At 48.6% G+C, this 17,242-nt stretch carries 18 protein-coding genes; 10 read left to right on the top strand and 8 right to left on the bottom strand.

From position 1 onward, the window contains the following. Positions 1 to 9: 9 nt before the first annotated feature. On the bottom strand, positions 10 to 576 hold the full coding sequence (locus H608_RS23665; RefSeq protein ID WP_028787819.1) for an ExbD/TolR family protein: 567 nt from the start codon (positions 574 to 576) through the stop codon (positions 10 to 12). 68 nt (positions 577 to 644) lie between these two features. Here H608_RS23665 and H608_RS0111590 point away from each other — a divergent pair, with 68 nt between their 5' ends. Further along, on the top strand, positions 645 to 1,478 hold the full coding sequence (locus H608_RS0111590) for a universal stress protein (protein WP_028787818.1): 834 nt from the start codon (positions 645 to 647) through the stop codon (positions 1,476 to 1,478). A gap of 53 nt (positions 1,479 to 1,531) precedes the next feature. Here the strand turns inward: H608_RS0111590 and asnS are convergent, their stop codons facing one another. After that, positions 1,532 to 2,977 carry an asparagine--tRNA ligase gene (gene asnS / locus H608_RS0111585; RefSeq protein ID WP_028787817.1) on the bottom strand — a complete coding sequence of 482 codons (1,446 nt, stop codon included), beginning with the start codon at positions 2,975 to 2,977 and terminating at the stop codon, positions 1,532 to 1,534. 311 nt (positions 2,978 to 3,288) lie between these two features. On the opposite strand from asnS, the gene rho reads away from it, so the two are divergent. From rho to H608_RS0111570, 3 genes are all read left to right on the top strand, one after another. Beyond that, positions 3,289 to 4,956: a transcription termination factor Rho gene (gene rho, locus H608_RS0111580; RefSeq protein WP_028787816.1), complete on the top strand. Its 1,668-nt coding sequence runs from the start codon at positions 3,289 to 3,291 to the stop codon at positions 4,954 to 4,956. A gap of 32 nt (positions 4,957 to 4,988) precedes the next feature. After that, positions 4,989 to 5,258, top strand: coding sequence for a hypothetical protein (locus H608_RS0111575; RefSeq protein WP_028787815.1), 270 nt, complete (start codon positions 4,989 to 4,991; stop codon positions 5,256 to 5,258). A 65-nt stretch (positions 5,259 to 5,323) separates the two neighbouring features. Further along, the gene (locus tag H608_RS0111570) at positions 5,324 to 6,268 is read left to right on the top strand and encodes a hypothetical protein (protein WP_028787814.1); all 945 of its coding nucleotides are present in this window, start codon (positions 5,324 to 5,326) and stop codon (positions 6,266 to 6,268) included. 152 nt (positions 6,269 to 6,420) lie between these two features. Here H608_RS0111570 and H608_RS22150 read toward each other — a convergent pair whose 3' ends face one another. Next, positions 6,421 to 7,503, bottom strand: a complete 1,083-nt coding sequence (locus tag H608_RS22150; RefSeq protein ID WP_051268252.1) for a glycosyltransferase — start codon at positions 7,501 to 7,503, stop codon at positions 6,421 to 6,423. A gap of 160 nt (positions 7,504 to 7,663) precedes the next feature. Between H608_RS22150 and H608_RS0111555 the strand changes: the two genes are divergently transcribed. Continuing rightward, positions 7,664 to 8,011, top strand: a complete 348-nt coding sequence (locus tag H608_RS0111555) for a hypothetical protein (RefSeq protein ID WP_155990139.1) — start codon at positions 7,664 to 7,666, stop codon at positions 8,009 to 8,011. Positions 8,012 to 8,073: 62 nt separating this feature from the next. On the opposite strand, the gene H608_RS22145 is transcribed toward H608_RS0111555, so the two are convergent. From H608_RS22145 to msrB, 4 genes are all read right to left on the bottom strand, one after another. Beyond that, positions 8,074 to 8,289 carry a YtxH domain-containing protein gene (locus H608_RS22145; protein WP_038008282.1) on the bottom strand — a complete coding sequence of 72 codons (216 nt, stop codon included), beginning with the start codon at positions 8,287 to 8,289 and terminating at the stop codon, positions 8,074 to 8,076. 73 nt (positions 8,290 to 8,362) lie between these two features. Then, the gene (locus H608_RS0111545; protein ID WP_028787812.1) at positions 8,363 to 9,619 is read right to left on the bottom strand and encodes a pyridoxal phosphate-dependent aminotransferase; all 1,257 of its coding nucleotides are present in this window, start codon (positions 9,617 to 9,619) and stop codon (positions 8,363 to 8,365) included. 107 nt (positions 9,620 to 9,726) lie between these two features. Continuing rightward, complete coding sequence (locus tag H608_RS0111540; RefSeq protein WP_028787811.1) at positions 9,727 to 10,740, bottom strand: SRPBCC family protein; 1,014 nt, start codon at positions 10,738 to 10,740, stop codon at positions 9,727 to 9,729. A gap of 149 nt (positions 10,741 to 10,889) precedes the next feature. Beyond that, on the bottom strand, positions 10,890 to 11,369 hold the full coding sequence (gene msrB, locus H608_RS0111535) for a peptide-methionine (R)-S-oxide reductase MsrB (RefSeq protein ID WP_038008291.1): 480 nt from the start codon (positions 11,367 to 11,369) through the stop codon (positions 10,890 to 10,892). A 270-nt stretch (positions 11,370 to 11,639) separates the two neighbouring features. Here msrB and H608_RS0111530 point away from each other — a divergent pair, with 270 nt between their 5' ends. Together H608_RS0111530 and H608_RS0111525 are read left to right on the top strand one after the other, a co-directional pair. After that, complete coding sequence (locus tag H608_RS0111530) at positions 11,640 to 12,227, top strand: adenylate kinase (RefSeq protein ID WP_028787809.1); 588 nt, start codon at positions 11,640 to 11,642, stop codon at positions 12,225 to 12,227. 117 nt (positions 12,228 to 12,344) lie between these two features. Further along, positions 12,345 to 12,821, top strand: coding sequence for a hypothetical protein (locus H608_RS0111525; protein ID WP_028787808.1), 477 nt, complete (start codon positions 12,345 to 12,347; stop codon positions 12,819 to 12,821). Here the strand turns inward: H608_RS0111525 and H608_RS0111520 are convergent. Further along, positions 12,818 to 13,273, bottom strand: coding sequence for a hypothetical protein (locus H608_RS0111520; protein WP_028787807.1), 456 nt, complete (start codon positions 13,271 to 13,273; stop codon positions 12,818 to 12,820). The genes H608_RS0111525 and H608_RS0111520 overlap by 4 nt on opposite strands. Positions 13,274 to 13,435: 162 nt before the next feature. On the opposite strand from H608_RS0111520, the gene paaZ reads away from it, so the two are divergent. The 3 genes from paaZ (at position 13,436) to H608_RS0111505 (ending at position 17,210) form a co-directional block, all read left to right on the top strand. Continuing rightward, entirely contained in the window at positions 13,436 to 15,487 is a 2,052-nt protein-coding gene (gene paaZ, locus H608_RS0111515; protein ID WP_028787806.1) for a phenylacetic acid degradation bifunctional protein PaaZ, read from the top strand. Between the two features lie 312 nt (positions 15,488 to 15,799). Continuing rightward, positions 15,800 to 16,567, top strand: a complete 768-nt coding sequence (locus H608_RS0111510) for an enoyl-CoA hydratase/isomerase family protein (RefSeq protein ID WP_038008278.1) — start codon at positions 15,800 to 15,802, stop codon at positions 16,565 to 16,567. Positions 16,568 to 16,571: 4 nt separating this feature from the next. After that, positions 16,572 to 17,210, top strand: coding sequence for a DNA-3-methyladenine glycosylase family protein (locus H608_RS0111505; protein WP_028787804.1), 639 nt, complete (start codon positions 16,572 to 16,574; stop codon positions 17,208 to 17,210). Positions 17,211 to 17,242 lie beyond the last annotated feature (32 nt).

The following is a 17,242-nucleotide window of genomic DNA, read 5'->3' as shown; positions in this document are numbered from 1 at the left end:
CCGGGGAATTTAGTGCAGCATTGCCATTTCCCTTTCATCCGGATCGATCACCGCAAACCTTGTTACGCCGGTAATCTTCAACTCATCCAGCGCATCGATCAATAAACGATACTTCGAGCTGGCGGTTGGTTTTACCAACACCATCAGCCGGTCGCGCCCTTTGAAATCATCCAGCGCTCTTTGTTTACGGATCAAAATATCACGCAACTCTTTTACTCCTCCGGGAACAGGCTGCATTTTTCCGGCAGGCAATGCTTCCTGCGTAATTCCTTCATAGTAGTACAATTTATTTTCACCGCTTAATAATACCGTCATCGATTCTGTTGCTCCTACCGGTTGTGCCGGTCCGTCTTTGGGCATTATCAGCGACATAACAGTGGGTTCCTGCATTTGTGCCGTCATTACAAAAAAAGTGATCAGTAAAAATGCAAGGTCTACCATCGGGGTCATGTCTGTGCGGGGAGCATGGTGGGAAGCGCGTTTTACGCCGGCCCGCAGTCTGCGCGAACCGGTAGCAGGTAAATTCAGGTCAGTCATGGCTTTTGTAGTAAAGACGGCCATGTTGTATTTTTCCATAAGGGCCGCCAATTCTACATTTTTCCCGCGGCATTGTTCTTGCTAACTTTATATGTAAATAAATGGTCATGAAAACAATCCTGGTTCCGACAGATTTTTCTCCCGTGTCCAATAATGCTACGCAATATGCAGTGAGCATGGCCCTTTCGTTGAAGGCGGATGTGCTGTTACTGCATATGTATGAAATTCCGATTGCCGTTACGGATACGCCGATCATGTTGCTTTCGGTAGATGAACTGAAAGAAAATGCCGAGCAAAAATTGCTGGAAAAGAAAAGAGAATTGGAAGCGCAAACGGGCGGGCATCTTTCCATACATACGGAAGCGCTGCTCGGAACAGTAACCGATGGATTGGATGAGGTGGCTGGAAAAAAGGATGTGCTGGCCGTGATCATGGGTTCTACGGGAAGTTCTGCAGTTGAACGTACTTTGTTTGGCAGCAATACGCTCACTGCCATCCGTCATTTACAGGTCCCCGTTATTTGCGTTCCTGAAGGAAGTAACTGGAGTGGCGGCATCACACATATCGGGCTGGCCGCCGATTTCCGTGATGTACAGGACACGCTGCCTTCGGCCGCCATTCATGACTGGGTAAATAAACTCAATGCAAAGTTGCATGTGTTGAATGTCGATCACAACAACAAGCAATTTGAGTCGGATACACCGGAACAAACAGCCCTGTTATATTCGGCGCTCGAAGATCTCAAACCGCAATATCATTTCATAGAAAATGCCGACATACAAGCCGGCATTCATGAGTTCGCTGAAAAGAATAATCTCGATCTTATTGTCGCCATCCCTAAAAAACATCGTTTCCTCGACGGCCTTTTTCATAAGAGCCAGGTGAAACAACTGGTGCTTGGCGCACAGGTGCCGGTGATGTGTCTGCACCCGGGTAGTTAATTTGAAAATTTGATAATACAATTGCCTAATCTTCAAATTTTCAAATTGGCGAATTAAAACTCTGCGCTCTTGGGTGTACGGGGAAAAGGAATTACGTCGCGGATATTGCCCATGCCCGTAACGAATTGCACCATGCGTTCGAAGCCAAGACCGAAGCCTGCATGCGGCACCGTACCGAAACGACGCGTATCCAGGTACCACCACAATTCCTCTGTTGGAATATCCATTTCTCCCATGCGCTCAGTCAGTTTGTCGAGGCGCTCCTCACGTTGTGAACCACCTACGATCTCACCAATGCCCGGAGCGAGAATATCCATCGCCGCAACGGTTTTGCCATCATCATTCTGACGCATATAGAAGGCCTTGATCTCCTTTGGATAATCCATCAGGATAACAGGCTTCTTGAAATGTTTTTCCACGAGATAACGCTCGTGTTCGCTCTGCAGGTCCATACCCCAACCCGTAACCGGGAATTGGAATTTTTTCTTTTTGTTGTAATTGCTTTCACGCAGGATCTCGATGGCCTCAGTGTAGGTAAGGCGTTCGAATTGGTTGTTAATAACAAATTCGAGCTTTTCGATCAGGCCCATCTCACTGCGTTTGTCCTGCGGCAATTGTTTTTCCTCCTCAGCAAGACGTTGTGAAAGGAAATCAAGGTCTTCGCGGTTATGCTCCATGGCATACCGGATGATGTATTTGATAAACTCTTCAGCAAGGTTGGCGTTGTCTTCAAGATCATTGAAGGCTACTTCGGGTTCGATCATCCAGAACTCTGCCAGGTGACGCGCCGTGTTGGAGTTTTCTGCACGGAATGTTGGTCCGAACGTATAGATCTCGCCGAAGGCCGTTGCACCTAATTCTCCTTCGAGCTGGCCACTCACGGTAAGGTTGGTGCTGCGACCGAAAAAGTCTTCGCGGAAGTTAATGGAGTTGTCTTCGTTGCGCGGCGCGCTGCCGTCAACCGGCAAGGTTGTAACGCGGAACATTTCGCCTGCACCTTCTGCATCACTTGCCGTGATGATCGGTGTATGGAGATAAACAAACCCTTTTTCATTGAAGAATTTATGTACGGCAAATGCAAGCGCATGTCTTACGCGGAAGACGGCTGCAAAAGTGTTGGTGCGGAAACGGAAGTGTGCCACTTCACGCAGGTATTCCAGTGTGGGCCTGTTCTTCAGTTGAATGGGATATTTGTCGGGATCGCTGTCACCGAGTATTTCAATGGTCTCGGCCTGCAGGTCCATCTTCTGTCCTTTGCCCAGCGAAGGCACGATCTTGCCTGTCACACGCAGGGAAGCAGAAGAAGTAATGCGACGCAATAATGCTTCGTCAAAACGGCCAAGTTCGGCTACTACCTGCAGGTTATTATTGGTGGAGCCGTCGTTAAGAGCGATAAACTGATTATTGCGGAAGGTGCGAACCCATCCCATTACCGTTACCTCCTGATGCTGCGGCTCCTGTGCCAGCAGTTCTTTGATCTTGACACGTTTGTTGAACATTGTTACTTTTTTAGGACCGCAAAGATAGTCCGCCAGCACGCAGAAAGAAAGGGCCGGCCTGAAAAATGAGCAAAAACCGGCGTCCGGAAAAAGGCAGAGCGTCAGTGGTTTATACAGGCGTTTGTGAATTTTTTTTTGTTTTTTCGAAAATCGCTGTATAATTGCAGAAGGAAACGAGGCTTACAAGCAGATTTCTCCCGTTGTCAGCTCATCTGAATCCTGCAGGTTCCTTCAACTAATAATCAATTTTCTTTTTACATTTTTTCAGTTTGGTCCTCAATTTGATTTGTGATTAACCCCAAGACCCTTGTATGTACGATATTTTGCAATTGAACGATATGCTCGTTCCTGAACTGCTGGATATAGCCGAGCAGTTAAAAATCCCTAATTCCAAGAAACTCGATAAGCAGGAGCTCGTTTATAAAATTCTCGATAGCCAGGCCATTGCCGGTTCAAAAGGCAGTGCCGCCGCTTCAGATGATAAAAGTAAACGCAAGCGTATCATCAAAACATCTACTAATACCGGCGGTACTGAAGAAGCGATTGTAGAAAATGCAGATGACGCCAAACCCGCTGCTGCCGCGGCTCCCGCAAAAAAAGCAGCACGTAAGGAAGAAAGACCGGCACCTGTAAAAAAAGCAGCACGCAAGAAAACAGAAGAAAAAGAGGCCGCTCCTGCTGCTGAAAAACAAACCACTCCTTCCGCCGCTCCCGATCATTCCGCTTTCATCCAGGAAGCACTGGCTGCCACAGAAGCTTACGGTGAGCCACAACCACAACAACAGCAACACGAAGCTCCTCCCATCGCTAAAGGTCCGCAAGGCCAGCAACAACGCCGCGATCAGCCAAACTTCAATATTGAATTTGATGGCGTGATCATGGGCGAAGGCGTACTGGAAATGATGCCCGATGGCTATGGCTTCCTTCGCTCTTCCGACTATAACTATCTTTCTTCTCCCGATGACGTATATGTGTCTCCCTCACAGATCAAATTGTTTGGTCTGAAAACCGGTGATACGGTGCAGGGCACTGTGCGTCCTCCGAAAGAAGGCGAAAAATATTTTGCGCTCCTCAAAGTGGATTACATCAATGGCAAGAGCCCCGAAGAAGTACGCGACCGCGTTCCCTTCGATTATCTCACGCCCTTGTTCCCTTTTGAAAAGCTCAACCTCTTTACACAACCCAGCGACTATTCTACCCGCGTGATGGATCTCTTTACCCCGATAGGTAAAGGACAACGTGGCCTTATCGTGGCACAGCCAAAAACGGGTAAGACAATGTTGCTGAAAGCAGTGGCCAATGCCATTGCCGCCAACCACCCCGAGTGTTACCTGATGGTAGTACTGGTAGACGAACGTCCTGAGGAAGTGACCGATATGGAACGCAGCGTACGTGCAGAGGTAATCGCTTCTACATTCGATGAACCGGCTGAGAAACACGTGAAAGTTTCTACCATCGCACTGCAAAAAGCAAAACGCCTTGTAGAATGCGGACACGATGTAGTGATCCTGCTCGACTCGATTACACGTCTCGCCCGCGCGCACAACACCGTTGCTCCTGCATCCGGTAAAGTACTTTCCGGTGGTGTGGAAGCCAATGCCATGCAAAAACCGAAACAATTCTTTGGTGCCGCCCGTAAGATCGAGAACGGTGGATCATTGACCATCATTGCCACAGCACTGGTGGATACCGGTAGCAAAATGGATGAAGTGATCTTTGAAGAATTCAAAGGAACCGGTAACATGGAACTGCAGCTCGACCGCCGCCTGGCCAACAAGCGCATTTATCCTGCTATCGATCTTGTTGCTTCTTCTACACGCCGCGATGATCTGTTGCTGGAAAAAGAAGTATTGCAACGCATGAACCTGTTGCGCGTTTACCTGACCGACATGAATACGGAAGAAGCAATGCGCGAATTGCAGAACCGTATGAAAGGAACGAAGAACAACGAAGAGTTCCTGGCGAGCATGAACCGTTAACACCCTTTTGTTCATCTATAACTCCTGTGATCATGAAAAAACACCTGATGTCTCTCTCCGCCGCACTTCTGCTGATTGGCATAACAGCCTGCAGCAACGAGGAGAAAAAGACAGAAACTCCGGCAACACCTCCGGCGCAAAGCAAGGCTCCACCACCACCACCGGCACAAAAAACGGAAATATCCGTTGGGCCCGACGGCGCTTCCGTCAAAAACAAAGACGGTACAAAAGTGTCCATGGATAAAAAAGGTGCTGAAGTAGTAGATAAAAAGACGGACATTAAAATAAAGACACCGCAATAAGCGTTTAAAAATCCCGCAACTGCATCCCGCAATTGCGGGATTTTTTATATTGCACGCGCACTATTATGTTGTTGAAAACCATTGTAACCTTCCCGTTGCTGTTGATGCTGCCTTTGTGTTTCCACGGGCAGAGTCTTTCCGGTGTATGGACCGGCACGCTCTCCAACGATAGCCAGACCGTCCGTCGCGATCAGCAGTTTGAACTGGCACTGACGGAGTATAAAGGAAAACTATACGGTTATTCCAGAACCGAATTCATCGTAAACGATACTTTGTATTATGTGGTGAAGCGTGTGAAAGGCGTAGTAGGCGACAGCATATCCGAAGTAACGGACGATAAGATCATTGCTTCTAATTTCCTCCATCGCATCGATAAAGGCGTTAAAGTGACCAGTGTATTCCGGTTGAATAAAGCGGACAGCAGCTGGCGTATGGAAGGTAACTGGAAGACCAATAAAACACGCCGTTATTATTCGGTGAGTGGTGGTATGACCCTGGCGGCAGACCCCAATCCCAATCGCTCACGCATCATGTCTCACCTGCAGGAATTAGGTCAGGGGAAAGACATGGTGTTTGCCGAAAAGAATGCGGTTGCGCCGGTTGCACCAAAGGCCAAACCACCCGTTACAAAAAAGGAACCTACACCATTACCCGTTGTCACTGCCGCCAAAGAGCGAACCACGGTTGTTACCCAAACCATCACGTTTACCGGCGACAGTCTGCAACTGGCATTATATGATAACGGGGAAATAGACGGCGATACGGTAAGTGTGTTGCTGAACGACCGGGTCATTCTTTCCAGGCAATTATTGAAGCAAACGGCAATCCGCCACACCATACATATTTCTCCTTCGGAAAAAGAATTGCGACTCGTGTTATATGCCGAGAACCTCGGACGTTATCCACCCAATACCGGTTTGCTTATTATCCGTGATGGCGTGAAAGAGTATTCGGTGCGGTATAGTGCGGATCTCCAGCAGAATGCGGCGATTGTGCTGAGGAGAGAGTAGTAAGTTTTAAGTGATAAGTATTAAGTAAACAGTCCACCTTCTTTGCGCCTTTGCTCCTTATGTGTCTTTGCGTGAAACTGCGTCTTCTTTTCACACAAAGCTGCAAAAGTATCTAAGCCGCGAAAGCTATTCACTTTTTGAATTTTGACTTTTTACTTTTGACTTATTGCCTTCACCAGCTCTCCGATCGCCTCCCTGCAACTTGTCCTCCGCTCCGGAAATGGCATATAATCAAACGCTGCTGCTTTCTCAAGGGCAAGGGGCAGTGAGAATTTAGCCGGAGATAAACAACAGGCCCATTTTTTTTCAGTAAGATAATCTGCAAGGTATTCCTGTTCGCTTTGCCCCGGCGTGGGTACCAGTACACTTTTTTTCTGCAATACTGCGAGGTCCATCACTGTACTATAGCCGCTGCGGCTGATGACCAGTGAGGCACGCGCTATTTCCTTATTGAATGCTTCGGCCGGCAGGTGATTGTAAAAACGCAACTGCCCCGTAGACGGGATGAGCCGGGCGCTTTCGGGTACGCCTCTGACCACAACGGCTTTTCCCGGATAATGGGCGATATCGCGGAGTAATTGCTCTTCGAGCACGGTTCGCTGGGGTTCGGGGCCGGATAAACTGATCAGCAACTGGTCTTCCGCACCGGATGATTCCTGCGGTTGCAGGCGGCTGAGCCAGCCGATATACCGGGTTGGTATGGCGGGAGCAGGATGGTTGTGCGATAAAATGCCTGCAAGGCTTTCGGGAGCCGCCTGGTCGGGGATCCAGCATTCGGTGAAGCGATTGATATAACGGTAATTGATGCGGCGTGCAAGGGCCCGGAAAGGGGCTTTGAGCTGCAACTGGTGAGTAAGGAAGATGCTTGGGATATGTGGATGCCACAGCCCGAAACGATTATCGCTGATAACGGCGTGAAATCCATGTTGCTGCACCTGTTGCCGGAGCCACTGATGCTCTTCCCTGATACGCCGTAAAATACGCGGCGCCTGCCGGAAAAGACCGATCGCCAGCAAATGACCTGCTTTGCTGTAGCGAACACCGTAACCTTTCAGGAACAAAAAAGGCAGTTTGGGAAATTCTGCCTGTAAAACGTGCTGCTGCCGTTCATTACCGGCCAGCCATACGTCGGCGCCGGCTTCCAACAGACCGGATATCAAAGGTATACAGCGGGTTGTATGCCCCAGCCCCCAATCCAGTGGCGCTACCAATATACGCGGACGATCAGCTCCCATGGGAAAAATTGGCTTTATTTTTTGGGTATTTGAACATGCAACACACTAAATTGTTGGTAAAATAGTTTTAATTTAGAAACACAAAATTCAATGTTCATCAAAAATAGTCTGCACATGAAAATATCCGGTAAATTCTGGATGCTCTTTTTACTGGTTGCCCTTGTGGCATTTTCATCCTGCAGCAGAAACTATTATTCCGGAACAGGCAAAGGAGGTCGCGGATGCGGCTGTCCGGCTAACCGTTATTAATGGAGGAAAAAAGGAGATGACAAGTCCGTTGCGTGATCTGATTGTTTTGCTGAAACAGGAGTACATGAGCCCGAGTGCCATCGAGCAGGAAGTGGAATGCCTGCACGAGATACTCGCTGAGGCAGAATCCTGGGAAAGCTTTTTTGCCGCTCATGAACTGATCGACCGCAATCGTATTACCAGCAATCGCAAAAGAATCCGTAAAGCCATCCGGAATGTAGAACTGAAGCCCTTCCGTTTTCTTTTCAACAAAAACTGACCAAACGATTTTATGCATAAAAAAACCCCGGTTTACCGGGGTTTTAATTTTTTATAGCGGTTTCAACGCATGGCTTCTTTGGTTTTCGCCGCAAATTCCTGTGCATCTTCTGCTGCTTCTTCAAACTGATTGGTCAGGCCATCCACGAAATCGCTGAAACGATCTTTCAGGTCACGACCCTGGTCTGCAATTTTCTGACGGGTTGCAGAGCCTTTATCAGGAGCAAAAAGAATTCCGAGAACTACGCCTACGGCCACGCCGGTCAATAACTTATTCATACTAAAGAGGATTTTTAAGGTTTGTATAATCAGGTAGCTCTTAAGTATACAAAGAATTGTGCCAATTCAACCCTCACTTCAGCCGGCTGAGCGCTTCTTCCAACCGGGCAAACATTTCCCCAATTTCTTCTTTGCGGCAGGTGCCTACGCTCAGTCTGTACCAGGGATTGTTCTTTCCGGCACCAAATGCATAGAATGGTACCACGGCCAGGCTGGCTTCGTTGAGAATATAATCGGTTACTTCCGATTGATTTTCCAGTTTTTTGCCATCGGCAGTCGTTTTACCCGCAAGATCCAGTTTGATGGTGAGGTAAATAGCTGCTTCGGGTGCAATGGCATCCACGCTGTATCCTTTTTCCCGGAGGGAAACAAAACCTTCGTAGATCCTGCGCAGACGCTCTTCCACTTCTTTTTTGAAATGCGCCAGGTATTGGGTAATGGCATCGCGGTTGGCCAGGTATTTTGCCACGGCTTTTTGTTCCGCCATTGGCGCCCAGGCACCGATATGGGTAAGAATGGCTTTCATTTTGGCAATGATCTTTTCGGGACCAAAGCTCCAGCCTACACGTACGCCGGTTGCCGCAAATACTTTGCTGATGGCATCGATGAAGATGGTATACCCGCGCATCTCAGGGCGCAGCGATACGGGATTGTAATGGCGGATATCGCCATAGGTAAGGTGCCAGTACATCTGGTCATACATGACATAAAGTTTCTTGGCACCTTCGGGTCTGCGCTTGTTTTCTTCTATAACGAGGTCGCAGATGGCTTCGAGGTCTTCTTTCCTGAAAGTAGTACCCGTTGGATTTTGCGGGGAACAAAGCGCAATCAGGGTAGCTTCCTGCACATATGGCCTGATAGCATCGGCCGTAGGCATAAAGTTGGTTTCAGCAGTGGCTTCGATCACAATGTGCTCACCACTCACGAAATGCGTGTAGTGATTGTTGTTCCAGCTCGGCACGGCATAGATCACTTTATCGCCTTCGTCACAAATGGCGCGGAAAACGGAATAGATTAATGGGCGTCCGCCGGAGGCCACCAGTATTTCGGGCAATGCGTAATCGAGTCCTTCGGTATCGTGTGTAAACGATTTGATGGATTCACGCAGGTCGAGGTTGCCTTCGGCTGCGGGATAGTTGGTAAAGTGACGACGATAAGCATCGACGATCGCATCTTCCAGTTCGCGTGGAATGGGAAACACCGCCGGATCAAAATCGCCTACCGTGAAGTTGTAAATTTTTGCACCCTGGCGGATCTTTTCCCTGATCTCTCCGCCCAGTTTAACGATTTCAGATCCAATGAGTGTTTCGGATAAATGCGACAATTTCATCAGCAAGAATTTAGATGTTAAGGAGCAGCGTCAAAAGTACGCCGATTGGGGCAGACGACAATGCCGTTCAGCCTGTTTTGGCTATTGAGTGATTGACTGTTGTATGATTAGTTCACGAGGTAAATCAGCCGTGTATGCCAGCGTGCCGTGTCCGTATGCTGGTAAGCTGTTTTGTATTCTTCGATCACCGGCATTTTCTTTTCCAGCTTTTGTTCGCGCAAATAGTTTTCCAATGCGAAGTAGGCAGCCTGCGCGTTGGCAGGATCGCCATAATAGTCAACAGCAATGGCTTTCGATGCAGGGATGCTGATGGTTTTGATCAGCTCGTTATCTGCTTTTTCTTTTTCAGCGGAAACAGCAATAGCTGCGCCGATATCGGAAGCACGCGCGTCACGTTTATAAACAATACCATAAAGCGCTCCGGCTGTTTCCTGTTTTTTTTGCAGTTCTTCTTTGATGTAATTGAAATGTGTCTGCAGAAAAGATGTTTTGTCTGCATCACCGATTTCCTGGCGCACCATATCAGCCGTGAGTGCGGGAAAGTTAATCTGGCTTACGGTATAAGCCGGTGCGGCAACACCTGCTTTCTTTTCCACGATCTGCTTCAGGTTGTTGAGGCCCTGGTCAAAATCTTTTCCCATTTCTTTGTCCATGCTGTGAAAAAGATTGAAGATGTTCCAGGGACGCGGTGTGGGAACAATTACCGTCCAGGTAACGGTGGTGAGGCCATTGTTTTCCGTCAGTACGAAACGTGATTTGGCTTTCTGGTTGTGCGGAGCCATGAAGTGGAGTTCCTGTTCTATTTCATTGGGCGCATTCAACTTTAAGATCGTGATCTTTCCTTCGCCGGAGATGGTGGGATCGCCGGTCCATTGGCTGCTGGCGCCAACGGTGCCGTCTTGTCCGGTAATGACATTCTTCAGCGTGGAATCATTCTGCGCCCATACGGACCATTTGTTGAAGCTTTCAAGTTCGGCGATGTGCTGATACACAGCAGCAGCGGGTGCCTGTATCTGTACAGAACGTTCCACTTTCTGCTGCGCGGGGATCAGAAAGGAAAGAATGGCGGCGGACAGTACCACGAACACCAGGAAAATACCAACCTGCTTAAGGTTCTTCATGCGATTGTTGTTTTTGAACAGGGCAAAAGTAGCACAAACTGGAGAGGTGTCATTTCCCGGGAAAAAGAAAAAACCCCGCTGGTGGGCGGGGTTGAAATACTAAAACAAACTTCATTCAAAGGGTCGTCTTTTTTCTGGACGGGTTTTTCTTAGCCTTTTTTATTTTTATCGTAGTTCGCCTCGGCGTCTTTTGCCTTTTTGAAATCGAGGATCACACCATTGATGCAATAACGCAGTCCTGTTGGTGGTGGTCCGTCGTCGAAGACGTGGCCAAGGTGAGCTTTACAGCGGCCGCATTGCACTTCGGTGCGGCGCATGCCGTGCGAGTTATCTTCTGTATAGATAATACTTGTTTTTGAAATGGGCTCGTAAAAACTCGGCCAGCCGCAACCGCTCTCAAATTTTGTGTCGCTCTTGAAGAGGGGATTGCCACAGGCAGCGCAGTAATAGGTGCCTACTTCATTCGACTTTTCAAAGGGGCTGGTCCATGGACGTTCGGTGCCTTTTTCGCGCGCAATGCGGTAAACATCGGCGGGCAGGATCTTTTTCCACTGGTCATCACTGAGGTTGACAGCACTGCTGTCGGTAGTGGAATAAACGGGGTTACTATTTTTACTGGTGCTATCCATCCGGGTTGAATTTTTTACAGCTTTATTATGGTCCTGGGACCATGAGCATTGCTGAAACAGCACGCAGCAGGCTACCAGGGTTAAGAGACGTATCAGCATACAAATTACTTATTTAACAAATTTACGTTACAAGGGTTCGAAAGGTTTTTTCCTTTAAAATCATTAACGTTTTATTGGAATTGAATAGAATTCAACGAAATATTGGCTTTTATAAACAGTTTTTAAGCCTCCTGTGTTATATTTGTTTTTCACCAAGGTTAGTAAGCGCTTATGTTCAATTTGATTTTATTTGGTCCTCCTGGAAGCGGAAAAGGTACACAATCTGAAAAGCTGGTTGATAAATATGGTTTGGTCCATTTATCTACCGGTAACCTGCTGCGGGAAGAGATCAAAAGCGAGACTCCGCTTGGTCTTGAGGCAAAGAAATTCATCGACAAGGGGCAGTTGGTGCCGGATGAAGTAGTGATTGGAATGGTGGATTCTTATTTCGACAAGCATAAAGATGCCCGCGGTTTTCTTTTCGACGGTTTTCCCCGTACGGTAGCGCAGGCTGAAGCTCTGGATAAACTGCTCGAACTCAAGAAGAACGGCATTGCAGCCGTATTGGCGCTCGAAGTAGGAGAAGAAGAGCTGATCGCCCGTTTGCTGAACAGAGGAAAAACCTCCGGCCGCAGCGACGATACAGATGAAGCGGTTATCCGTAAACGCTTTTCTGTTTACAGCCAGGAGACTTCTCCGGTAGCCGAGCATTACAGAAAGCAGGACAAATTCCACTCCATCAAAGGAGAGGGTTCTGTAGATGCTATTTTTGACGCCCTGTCATCCGCAATCGATGACCGTTTGAACGTCAACAGCTAAGGCCCGCTGTCTATTCCCGTTTTTCTCCGTGTCATATGATGGTCTGACAGTATCGTCCCGACGATGGTGCTGAATAGGTTTGTTTTCGTAAAATTGCAGCAACGAACTTGCCTGTCCATGAATCTTGAAAAGGAAAATTTTTTACGCACCCGCCTGGTCCGGTACCTGCAACAGCTACCGGGCAACACGCCTGCACAATGGGGCCGTATGGATGTTCAGCAGATGATTGAACACCTGGCTTTTGATGCCCTGCCCGTAGCAAACGGCCGGTTGATCATAAATACGCTGGTAACGCCGGAAGAACAATTGCCCCGTATGCGGGAATTTCTGATGAGCGAGCGCCCGTTTAAATTGAATTTGCAGAACCCGTTATTGCCACACGATCCACGGCCATATCGCTTCCGTACGATACAGGCGGCTATCAGCACCGTACAGGAGGAACTGATTTATTTCTTTGACGCGTACGCGAAGGAACCCAATAAAGTGTTGCGCAATCCCTTTTTCGGCGATCTGAATTTTGAACAGCAGGTACAGTTGCTGCACAAGCACGCCCTGCATCACCTCAAACAATTCGGCGTGGTGCCGCTGGGTTAGAATCTTTCTTTCAATACGGAATCCGCTTTGGCCAGGCTGCCGAGAATATCATTCTTGATCCTGGTTGTTTTCTCGTTTTCGCTGGTATAATAGCGTATTTTCTCTTTGATATCGTTGTTGAACGTATCCAAATTGATCTGCGCCATCCATTCGTACATGTTTTTTTCAGCAGCAGCGAGTTCGTCGCCCAACCCCGACAGCCGTGCACGCAGCTCGGCAGCGGCTTCTTTGGCCTGAGCGGGCAGTTTGTCGATGGAGTCGATGAGCTGCTTGGTACGTTCGCGTGCATTGCCGAGCGCGCGCATTTTTGCCATGCCTACATCATGACCTTTTATCACGCTATCGTATAAAGCCTGGGATTTTGCCTGAAGATTTTTTGCCGCATCATCAGCGCCGCAGGCAACAAAAGCAACAGTAACGATCATCAGCGCAGCTAAAAACAGTTTATTCATATCCGGGTCATTTTGTCCCGCAAAGGTAGCGATGATGGCGTAATTTTGATGCGGGCAAGTAATAGGTTATAAGTATTAAGTTCTAAGTTTAACAGATTCTGCAAACTACAGGAACCAAACTTATTACCTACTACTTAAAACTTACAACTTAACACGATTGTTATGCTACAACTAGAAAATTACATCGCCGGCGAGTGGGTGAAAGGAGCGGGAGAGGGACAGTTATTGTATGATGCCGTTACCGGCGAACCGCTGGCAGCCGCCAGTACCAAAGGGATAGATTTTAAAGCTGCGTTGGAATATGCACGCAATACGGGCAACCCCGCCCTGCGCCGCATGACTTTTCACGAACGCGGCAATATGCTCAAAGCACTGGCTATTCACCTGCGCACGCATCTCGACAAATTTTATGCATTGAGCTACCGCACCGGTGCCACGCGCGCCGACAGTTGGGTAGACATCGAAGGCGGTATTGGTAATTTATTTGCCAACGCCTCGCTGCGCCGCAAATTTCCGGATAGTCCTTTTTGTATCGATGGGGAAAGTCACAACCTTAGTCGCGGCAACACCTTCATGGCTACGCACCTGCTGGTGCCGAAAGAAGGTGTGGCTATCCATATCAATGCCTTCAACTTTCCCGTGTGGGGCATGCTCGAAAAAATTGCGGTGAACCTGCTGGCCGGTGTGCCCGCAGTAGTAAAGCCCGCTACTGCCACTGCCTTCCTTACCGAAGCAGTGGTGAAAGAAATTATCGCGTCGGGTATTTTGCCCAAAGGTGCTTTGCAGTTGCTCTGCGGCAGCGCAGGCGATATACTCGATCATGTTGGTTCGCAGGATGTGGTCACCTTTACCGGTTCTGCATCCACAGGACTCATGCTGAAAAGCCACCCCGTTATTCTGCGGGAATCGGTACCCTTCAATATGGAAGCGGATTCACTCAATTGCATTGTATTGGGAAAAACGGTAAGCCCGGGCACTGCAGAGTGGGATATTTTTATCAAAGAGGTGCGCAAGGAAATGACCACCAAAGCCGGGCAGAAATGTACGGCCGTACGCAGAATTTTTGTTCCGAAAGATAAATTGGAGGACGTACAGCGCGCCCTGGCAGTGTCATTGTCGCAAACGACCATCGGTAATCCGCTCAATGAAAAAGTGAGAATGGGTTCGCTTGCGGGTCAGCAACAACGCCGTGAAGTAAAAGAGCAGGTGAGCAAACTGCTGGCTTCTTCCCAATTGATCTACGGTTCGCTCGACAGTGTGGAAGTGATGGACGCTGATGCGGAGAAAGGCGCGTTCCTTTCACCGTTGTTATTACTCAATGAAAATCCTTTTCATAGCAGTGAGCCGCATGAAATAGAAGCCTTTGGTCCCGTGGCAACGCTGATGCCTTACGACAACATCGACGATGCGATTGCGTTGAGTAAAAAAGGGAAGGGCAGTCTTTGTTCCTCCATCGTTACCGGCGACGACCGTGAAGCACGCGATTATGTATTGGGTGCGGCCACGCATCACGGGCGCATATTGGTACTGAATGAAACCTGCGCGAAAGAAAGCACGGGTCATGGTTCCCCGCTGCCGCTGCTGGTGCATGGCGGTCCGGGGCGTGCGGGCGGTGGTGAAGAAATGGGCGGTATGCGCGGCGTAAAACATTACCTGCAACGCACCGCCGTGCAGGGATCGCCGACCACATTGACCGCCATTACCGGCGTGTATCAGCAATATGCGAAAGGCAATACCGGCGGTATTCATCCGTTTAAAAAATACTTTGAAGAACTACAGATCGGTGATCAGTTGATCACGGAGAAGCGGCTCATCACCAGTGAAGACATCGATCAGTTTGCCGACCTCAGCGGCGATCATTTCTATGCGCATTTACGGGATACGGACTTTAACGATACCATGTTCGAACAACAGGTAGCGCATGGTTACCTGATCATGAGCCTTGCAGCCGGATTGTTTGTTGACAGCTATGAAAAAAATCCGGTACTGCTGAATTATGGCATAGATGAATTGCGGTTCACCAAACCGGTTTATCCGGGGACAGAATTGCACATCCGTTTTACCTGTAAGGAAAAAATAACACAGGATAAAAAAGAAGACACCGATATTCCGCGGGGTATTGTGAAATGGCTGGTGGAGATGCTGGATGATACGGATGAACCATTGGTGGGCGTGGCTACTATTCTTACGATGGTGAGACGGAAGGAAGGGTGAATAATTCAAAAGTCAAAAGTCAAAATTCAAAAGTCAAAAAAGGGTGAATAGTCAAGTGCCTTTATGTGAAAAAGGATGTGGGTTTCACGCAAAGACGCATAAGGAGCAGAGACGCTAAGAATTCAAAAGTAAAAAGGGCGAATGGAGCCAATTGTGAAGAGCAATTGCGTGAAAAAGAATGTGGGTTTCAACCGCACGGGTTGAAAAATATTAACATAGTTCCCTTTAGCAGCAGGGCTTTTCGCCGTAATTTTAAACAGGTTATGTGTGCTGTGGCTTGAGGTTTGTATTTATTGATAAAATGAAAAAATTATGAGCCAGGAAATTAACGCTTACGTAAAATCAGAATTTCATAACGGGATTACCACCATAGAATTTTTCCATCCGAGAAGCAATTCATTACCCGCCCGCATACTGGAAGAATTGGCCCAGGCCGTACACAGCGCCGGCAATGATATTGAAACCAAAGTGATCGTGCTGCGTTCGGCAGGAGAAAAGGCCTTTTGTGCCGGTGCCTCGTTCGAAGAACTGACCGCTATCAAAAACGAAGAGCAGGGCATTGCCTTCTTCAGCGGCTTTGCCAACGTGATCAATGCGCTGCGCACCTGTCCCCAACTTGTGATCGGTCGTATACATGGTAAATGTGTTGGTGGCGGTGTGGGACTTGCCGCCGCGGTGGATTATGCCATTGCCGTGGAAGGCGCAGACATCCGCCTCAGCGAACTGGCGCTTGGCATCGGACCATTTGTTGTGGGACCCGCGGTGGAACGTAAAGTTGGCAAGTCTGCCTTTGCGCAACTATCCATCGATGCGTCTATGTGGCGCAATGGCGACTGGGCCCGCCGCAAAGGACTCTTTGCCGAATTGCATCCGACTGTGGAAGGCATGGATGAATCCATTGCTCGTCTTTCGTATACGCTGTCGCACTCCAGCCCGCGTGCAATGGCCGAACTGAAAAAAACATTGTGGGAAGGCACCGATCATTGGGATAAGCTCCTGATCGAACGTGCAGCCATCAGCGGACGCCTGGTGCTGAGCGACTTCACGCGTCAGGCGATAGAGAAATTCAAAACAGCCTGAGTGCATGGTAAGCCGGTTCACCAATGAAGATTTCCGCGATGTATGTGATCTGCTTGCCGTCAAAGACAAAGATCTTGCGCGTATCATCCGTGAGCGGGGTTATCCACCCATGTGGACCAGGCCGGGAACTTTTCAAACGCTGATCTTAACCATACTCGAGCAACAGATCTCACTGGCATCGGCTTATGCTGCCTTTAAAAGATTACGTGAACGTACCGGAACGGTAACGCCCGCAAAACTTCTTGCCTTGTCGGATGAAGAATTGCGGGCTTGTTCATTCAGCCGCCAGAAGATCATCTATGCGCGCGAACTGGCGAATGCTATCCTGGAGAAAAAAATAATCCTGCGTCATCTTACGGCCATGCCCGATGAAGATATCAGGACCTTATTAAAATCCATTAAAGGTATCGGCGACTGGACGGTGGATGTATACCTGATGCATGCTTTGCAGCGCAGCGATCTGTTTCCACTCGGCGATATAGCGCTGGTCAACAGTTTGCGTGAAGTAAAACAATTACCCAAAGATGTAAGTAAGGAAGCCATGTTATCGATAGCCGAAGCCTGGCGTCCTCACCGCACCGTAGCGGCAATGATCTTGTGGCATGAGTATATTCAGAAGCGCGGGATCCGGATTCAGGGTTGAAGACGCTGCGCGCGCAATGTGAAAAATGTGTA

The organism is Terrimonas ferruginea DSM 30193, from assembly GCF_000425585.1.
Classification (GTDB): Bacteria; Bacteroidota; Bacteroidia; order Chitinophagales; family Chitinophagaceae; genus Terrimonas; species Terrimonas ferruginea.
This window is presented reverse-complemented; position numbering and strand designations above follow the sequence as displayed.

What these genes read in the sequence shown, in the direction of transcription:
- H608_RS0111510 (WP_038008278.1), top strand. Translation starts at nt 15,800, where the DNA reads ATGAGCCAGGAAATTAACGCTTACGTAAAATCAGAATTTCATAACGGG.
- H608_RS0111505 (WP_028787804.1), top strand. Translation starts at nt 16,572, where the DNA reads ATGGTAAGCCGGTTCACCAATGAAGATTTCCGCGATGTATGTGATCTG.
- H608_RS23665 (WP_028787819.1), bottom strand. Translation starts at nt 576, where the DNA reads ATGGAAAAATACAACATGGCCGTCTTTACTACAAAAGCCATGACTGAC.
- H608_RS0111575 (WP_028787815.1), top strand. Translation starts at nt 4,989, where the DNA reads ATGAAAAAACACCTGATGTCTCTCTCCGCCGCACTTCTGCTGATTGGC.
- asnS (WP_028787817.1), bottom strand. Translation starts at nt 2,977, where the DNA reads ATGTTCAACAAACGTGTCAAGATCAAAGAACTGCTGGCACAGGAGCCG.
- H608_RS0111530 (WP_028787809.1), top strand. Translation starts at nt 11,640, where the DNA reads ATGTTCAATTTGATTTTATTTGGTCCTCCTGGAAGCGGAAAAGGTACA.
- H608_RS22145 (WP_038008282.1), bottom strand. Translation starts at nt 8,289, where the DNA reads ATGAATAAGTTATTGACCGGCGTGGCCGTAGGCGTAGTTCTCGGAATT.
- H608_RS0111520 (WP_028787807.1), bottom strand. Translation starts at nt 13,273, where the DNA reads ATGAATAAACTGTTTTTAGCTGCGCTGATGATCGTTACTGTTGCTTTT.
- H608_RS0111540 (WP_028787811.1), bottom strand. Translation starts at nt 10,740, where the DNA reads ATGAAGAACCTTAAGCAGGTTGGTATTTTCCTGGTGTTCGTGGTACTG.
- msrB (WP_038008291.1), bottom strand. Translation starts at nt 11,369, where the DNA reads ATGGATAGCACCAGTAAAAATAGTAACCCCGTTTATTCCACTACCGAC.
- H608_RS22150 (WP_051268252.1), bottom strand. Translation starts at nt 7,503, where the DNA reads ATGGGAGCTGATCGTCCGCGTATATTGGTAGCGCCACTGGATTGGGGG.
- H608_RS0111525 (WP_028787808.1), top strand. Translation starts at nt 12,345, where the DNA reads ATGAATCTTGAAAAGGAAAATTTTTTACGCACCCGCCTGGTCCGGTAC.
- paaZ (WP_028787806.1), top strand. Translation starts at nt 13,436, where the DNA reads ATGCTACAACTAGAAAATTACATCGCCGGCGAGTGGGTGAAAGGAGCG.
- H608_RS0111545 (WP_028787812.1), bottom strand. Translation starts at nt 9,619, where the DNA reads ATGAAATTGTCGCATTTATCCGAAACACTCATTGGATCTGAAATCGTT.
- rho (WP_028787816.1), top strand. Translation starts at nt 3,289, where the DNA reads ATGTACGATATTTTGCAATTGAACGATATGCTCGTTCCTGAACTGCTG.
- H608_RS0111590 (WP_028787818.1), top strand. Translation starts at nt 645, where the DNA reads ATGAAAACAATCCTGGTTCCGACAGATTTTTCTCCCGTGTCCAATAAT.
- H608_RS0111570 (WP_028787814.1), top strand. Translation starts at nt 5,324, where the DNA reads ATGTTGTTGAAAACCATTGTAACCTTCCCGTTGCTGTTGATGCTGCCT.